General features: G+C 50.7%; 2 protein-coding genes. Both read right to left on the bottom strand.

Annotated features, from left to right (window positions below; all coding sequences use genetic code 11):
- Positions 1-27 precede the first annotated feature (27 nt).
- A complete protein-coding gene (locus CQ017_RS17555) occupies positions 28-2,112 on the bottom strand; it encodes a hypothetical protein (protein WP_105554789.1) in 2,085 nt (694 codons plus the stop codon).
- A gap of 489 nt (positions 2,113-2,601) precedes the next feature.
- On the bottom strand, positions 2,602-6,597 hold the full coding sequence (locus tag CQ017_RS17560; RefSeq protein WP_146112532.1) for a glycosyltransferase: 3,996 nt from the start codon (positions 6,595-6,597) through the stop codon (positions 2,602-2,604).
- Between the last annotated feature and the right edge of the window lie 66 nt (positions 6,598-6,663).

A 6,663-nucleotide genomic window follows, 5' to 3' on the forward strand; every position in this document is an offset into this window, starting at 1 on the left:
ATCCGTTCAGTTAGCGATCAAGACAGTTTAGACGGACGCAGCGGCAAGTATTTTATGTAGCTCGGCAAAGTCTTGAGGATCCTCGGTACTGGCTTCCGTAAAACCATTGTCGTCTGCATTCCGCGTTGCCAAGGTTATTTGGTCGATAATTTCTTCGTAAGCGGCTGCGACGTTGAGCCTATGCGATTCACCGATGGTTTTAAAGGAAGGCAGTTCGATGGTGCCCGATATTTTTGGTGTATCACCAAATTCGAATGCAACTGAGTTCTCATTTGCACCGATGATCCATCCAACTTCTCGAAGCCAAGCACTATCTCCTTGGCTCGCCTCCATGGACCAAGAACAGGCCGTTTCATTATCGAGGGACAGTTCGGATAATCCATCTAAGACTGTTTCTTGTTCCCACGCGTCCAACGACGTGTTGCGCTCAGCTGGAAAGATCAGCTTTACATTGAACCGAGAATCAACGCTGAGCAGCTCCTTTATAAGCTGGTAAGCGCCGGCCACTGCCACCCCCTCATCTCCAGGGCCCGCGACGACGCCTACGGTGTATTTTGCAGACCGAGTTTTCACCCGACGTGACGTGTAGTCCACAGCCTTGGGAATAACGAATACGCGAGCTGCCGGAAGGCCAGCCCATCGAGCTGCTTGACCACGATCCGCGGCTTCACGAATGAGAACACCCGCAAGTACTACCCCTTTGGGCACCAATTTAGTTCTTTTACGCCAGGTAGCCCAAACAGGCATCCCTGCCGTAAGATCCCCCTCTAGTGAGTCCCCTTCGACAACCGTGAAATCGGTGAGCATGTCAGCTGCTTTGACGTCACCTGTTCCCGTGGACGAATCAACAACTACTTGACGTAGTTCACGAAACACAGTTTTCATCGAGTGGCTGAACTGCTGGTTGCCAATTACATTCAGCTTTACCTTACCGTCGTTCCCAGAGTCCCCCCGGATTGCGCGTTCCAGCTCAGTTTCGAGATAGTCTGCGCGAACTTTGACGCGGAACATGTTGACCGCAGGACCGGTGATTAGACGAAGATCTTCAAGATCGAGCTGCTCAGTTTTCACCTTTTGCAATGCGTCCAGCACATCACCATTGTCGATAAAGAGCGGGTAGGCGGTACCAAGTAGCGACTCGTGCATCGCAGTTCTGTTCAGTAGCGGCTGCACTCCGCATGCCAAATATTCAAGCAGCTTCGTCGATATCTCGTGACTAGAGTCTAATTCTGAACTGCGCCACGCCAGGCCGATGTCATGTTTGGTCAGTTCCCGCATGGTTTCTTGCCGGCTCATCCGGCCCAACCAGGCAACGCCAGTCGAGTCGTTAATCTTTTGCCGCATTCTGGTGGACCATGTCGGATCTGTGGCGTCATACTGGATCTTGTCGCCAACCATCGTCAGTTCGACATTGATTCCTAGCTCTGCGGCTTTTGACGGAATCTCGCACATTTCAAGAGTTTTCCATGCACGTGCAAATTTGCCCGCGTACACCAGCCGGATTGGCCTGTTGGCATTATCGAATTGCTCGTTGGCAATGCCCTTATTTGGCACCGCGTGTGTATCAGGGAGCATCGGATAAAGCACGAGTGTCTTTCCACGCGCAGCAGGAACGTGATATTCGAGAAAATCTCTTGCTTCGTTAGTCTGGGCGAATACTCTGCGGGCTGCCGTCGCAATTCGCGTCAAGTCAGCACGAATTTCGTCAGTCATTTCTTCTGCGGTCTGTGGAATGTCTGTCATATAAGCCCAGAGTCGGGACCCGGCATGGGGTAACTTTGAGACTTCCTTACAGATGGCAAAGCCTCGACATACCACTGCATCGAATCGACGTTCATCGACTAATTTTTCGATGCGTATGGCCGCATTAGGTTGTGAATAACTTGCACCCCTCGCTTTTTTGGTAGAAAAGTCATCGATAATTTCAAGGTCACTAATTGCCTTTAGATCCTCGAACAACCCTCCGTTTTGGGCAGGAGCCTTCAGGAGGAGAGACACATGAGAACGAGTCTTGGTCAAAGCGTTGGCCATCGAAGTTAGCCAAACGGCAGAGCCATCGATATAACTCAGGTTGACGTCACCATAAAGCAAAACTTTTCGTTTAGCGTCCATTGCTCAACATCTTTTCCTATTCGAGTACAGTTCTTATCCGCTGGATGAGTGACGGTTCTTGCATTCTCTGGCGAGGCTCGCTCAAGTTAATCTTGATGTCCCCCAGAGCGCGGAACCGTTCAAGATTAACGTTAGGAACTCGACATCCTCGCTGGATGTAAACGCAGATCCCTCCTGCGATTCTTGCGGCCTTCGCAAACGCTTCCAACTCGGCAATTCGACTCTCACCAATCGACCCGTCGCTTCCAGCCCACGCGCCTCCTAGCAGGGCACTTTCATCAATGATCCAAGGAATCCCTTGTGATCCAGCTAACTGGTGAGTGGTCAGCCCAGGTACAAGAATGAGGATATTTCCTAGTCGTTGCCACTGATCTAAGAACTCTGGTGCACATATTACTAAGGCATCGCGTCGCGAAGTTATCTGGCCATGATTAGTTCTTTGAACCAGCCGATACCCAATTTTTTGTTGGTCTTTATTTTTTGACTGGATCATCTTTGTTCACCAATGGGTGCAATGAGACGTTGGATGTCCTTCGACACGGTATCCAGCGAATATTGCGCAACTACAAAAGCTGTATCCGCCGAGTCATGAGATCCATTGAGGATTGAATCTGCCATTTGCTCAACACTATTTGAGATCCAGCGACGCGGATAAACATCGTCTGCACCAGGCCAGTACAGAACAGCAGGTCGAGCTCCAGAGGCAACACCATCTGCGATTGTGAAGTGGAATGATTCAAAATCACTTGTTGAAACCGCAACTCCAATTCCCGAATACCATTCAGCCATATCGTCGCCGTGACCTTCTAAGACCACGGTGCCAGGACTAGATTCATTGATCAGGTCTATGCGGTCATACTGCTTCTTGTACCAAGCCATTTCGTCTGGGCGCCTTGCCATCCAGGGGTAGTCTTCTGGTCCCTTTCCCTTCACAACCATTCGATATTCCGAGTCAGTTTCTCGGACTTTTTCAAGAAGGTCAAGAGCAACGTCCAACCGCTTCGCCTGTGGAACAGCGCCTACAAAGCCAATCGTTTTATGAGCTTGAGGTTTTTTCTGTTTCCGAAGCTTTTCAGCGTCAACACCGTTGGGGATGATCACCGTTTTTTCGATGGGTACGCCGTGGAATGCAACCGCAATGTCTCTAACCAAGTCATTAACGAAAATATAGGTATCAACAGCCTCATGATTCACTCTCTTCAAATACGAGGTCTTGATCTCTTGGCTGTGCACGCGGACGTATAGCCGCTGGTTCGGTAGCTTATTATTCGAGTACCAGATCGCGTTGCCTAAGCCCCACTCGCAAAGAATAACGTGAGCACGCTTTAGCGCCTCTAGGCTGAAGGCTTCATCATGTACCGTGTGGTTTTTCCATTTATCAATCTCAACCTCTGCCCCCGCTGCTACCAGTGCATCAGATATACCGGTAATAAACTTCAAATCGTGGCCGGGAATCAGTATACGAGTTGTCGAGCCGTCTGCTTCCACGTAATTCTTTTCAGCGGGCTTGGTACTTGCCACTGAATCGCTAGGGTTCCCTGATTCGGGAATTACCATGGTTGGTGTTGCTTGGTGAACTACAAGAACAGTTCTCTCGTTATCGCTTCGGCCACCGTCAGCTCGTTGCAAGCCAACTGGTAAGGTCTTGCCGCTTCTGACTCTAGAGACCAATTCGCCTTTGTTAGCTGACTCAGTTGAAACTCGAACTTCATCGCAGTTTTCGAAAGTAGCGGCAACTAGCAAGTCTTCATAGAAGGTTCGCGCCCGTCCGGCGACAAAGTTTCCCAAGTACTCAATGTTTTCGGGTTGTTTGTCTACGATTTGGACGCCACGTCGACGCGCCAAAGATGCAAGTTCGTCAGAAATCTCAGCTTCAGTGCTGACAACGATTGCGGCCGGGGCTGCAGTTTGTGACAGCAGTTCCCGAACAGCATTTTGTGTATTGGATTCCAAGCCAGATTCGATATGAACGGCATAAGAAACAGGTCGGCGATATCCGACGGAAATTCCGGCGGCACGCAATAGCATCGTAAGTATCATCGTTGCTGTGCTTGTGCGATGCGCTTCTCGAACGCTATTCCAGGCTGAGCTTAACCATATATCTGGTTCACCTACGAGCCGCGCCAAGTGGTCATCCAACGAATCAAATTTGGCATTTGGTACTGTAGCAATTTCGATAAGCCCGCGAGCGGTAGCTTCAATTGTGAGTTTGCGATCGTTCGGTCCAGTACCACGCAAGACGGCTAACGTCTCCGTCGCACGCTGAAACGCTTGATCCGAGTCACCAAAAATCTCACTATTCTTTGCGAAACGCTTAGGCAGAACGACATTCGTATCACCCACCGTGCAAACGAGCAATCCGTGAACTCGCGCGATGTCGAGAACTTGTTCGGAAGGCACGGCATCAGGAAGTACCGATACAACATTCGTGCGCACCTGACGACCAAGTGGAGACGTTTTCTGAGGGTTAAATACCGGAGTAAAGACAGAAAGGCTTATTTCACTCGTAGTTTTGAGTGCGAGTTCCGGTTCTATCTCGTTTGCTCCGGAGAAGACCACATGATCCACGTATCTTTCTAAGTCGCTGATTTCAGACAACTGATCAGCTCCCTTGTCCGAGACGAGGATGCACGGAACATTGGCAGCTGAAGCTAATCGGAGAAAATCGATTTGGGCAGATAGAGGCCATGCATCGTCGGCTGTAGTACCCGATAAAATGACCGCATCGAATTTTGTGTCTTCAAGCAGAGCCGTCCAACTAGCTGCTAAGTGGTCAACGGGAATCGCCTCACAATGTTCGCCAAAAGGAACAGGCAATGCGCCCTCCCCCAATACTGCTAAGCGAATCGAAAGCAGTAACTTCATTTCCGGAGCAGCCATAAGAGTTTTCTTTAGCGAATCACGGGCAAATGCATGAGCCTCAATGAGCTTGGCACAGACTCGTTGCCAGGTACGTTCATCCCCCACCCATAAACGAGCTCGTCTCTCGAAGTCTCGGCGCAGATCCGCGTTATCAATGAGATTTCGCAACTCGTTCTTCAACGATTCAACATTGTCGGCATGGAACAATGGTGCAATTACACCGTCAGCAGATAAATCTCGTTGGGGCGCTACATCTGACATGAGGACTACTCGGCCGGCTGCAAAGGCTTCCAAAGGCTTAAGAGGAGAAACCATTTCAGTGACCCGGTTAGCGGTGCGGGGACAAACCACTACATCAAGGCTAGCCAGAAGTCGACGCACATCATCGTGGGGTATACGACCCAAGAAATGAACGAGACGCTCATGCCCCCGTTCCTTTGAAATCTTTTTAAGCTCCGATTCATGGTTACCCGAACCTGCAATAACAAGACGGCAGTCGGTTCCTTCGGCGTTAAGCAGTCCGACAGCTTCAATCAGCAAGTCCAAGCCTTCGTAGGAAACTAAACTTCCTGCAAATCCGATCAATGGTGCTTTCCCGAGCCCAGGAGCTGGTTTATATACGGGGTCTTTCAAGAGAGGACGAATGAGGTCAATGTCGACGGCATTCGGAATGACTGAAATCTTGTCTTTGGAAACTCCACGACGGACCAGTTCTTCGCCAAGCTGTCGTGTAATGACGCTGACTGCATCTGCTTCGATAGCAACTTGGGTCTCCAGTGCTGCGTCAAGTTCGAAACGTTCTGACGCGCCCCAGTGTTCACTCTTAGTTGCTTGAGTGACTTCCCAAAGACCACGAACCTCATAGACAAAAGGAATACCAAGCCTTCGTGCAGCAATCAACGCAGGCAACGCAGTCTGGCTATTCGAAGCCGACTGAATCACAGCAGGGCGGAATTTGATGGCTTCTCGAACAAGAGCATCAGCTGCAACTTGCATGTAGGTTCCCCTTGGAAGCTGGTCGAGCCCAGCCGTGGGGAGGTAGACATACTCTAGGATCCCATTATCGTTTACGTGGCGTTCTCGTTCTGGCTTGTTCGGTACGATAACGTCCCATGGATAGCCGGGTCGTCCGACGACACGTACTTTCCGTCCATTGGAGGCTAATCCTTCAGCGACACCCTGGGTGCGGATGGCGTAACCGTTTGAGTGGAATTCTGGCGTTGCATGTACACAATATAGGACCCGGTCTTCTTCTTGTTCAACCAACGGACCGGATGAACGCGGTGGAACAGGTGGTAGCGACGCCTGCATATTCGCCGCATCGTTTATTTGACGAACCAGCAATGCCCCACGGGCGTTAAATCCGCTAACCAATAGTGGATATTTGTGTATCAATGCGGCCGGACGAGTAATCTCTCCTCGATCGTTCCAAAGCCGCATCAGTATGGATAAGAGCTCGCCCGGATTGGGTGAGGCACGAAATTTTTCCAGTGAGTCCTCGATATCGGCGGGCATAGCAGGTGTAGATTTCGCAGGTACGACCGGAACGGACTTCGCCACCCCAGCCTTAGGAGCAGCAACCACCGACGCCTTCGCAGGAACCACCGGAACAGACTTCGCCACCCCAGCCTTAGGAGCAGCAACCACCGACGCCTTCGCAGGAACCACCGGAACAGACTTCGCCACCCC

It is taken from the genome of Arthrobacter sp. MYb224, from assembly GCF_002975455.1.
Classification (GTDB): Bacteria; Actinomycetota; Actinomycetes; order Actinomycetales; family Micrococcaceae; genus Glutamicibacter.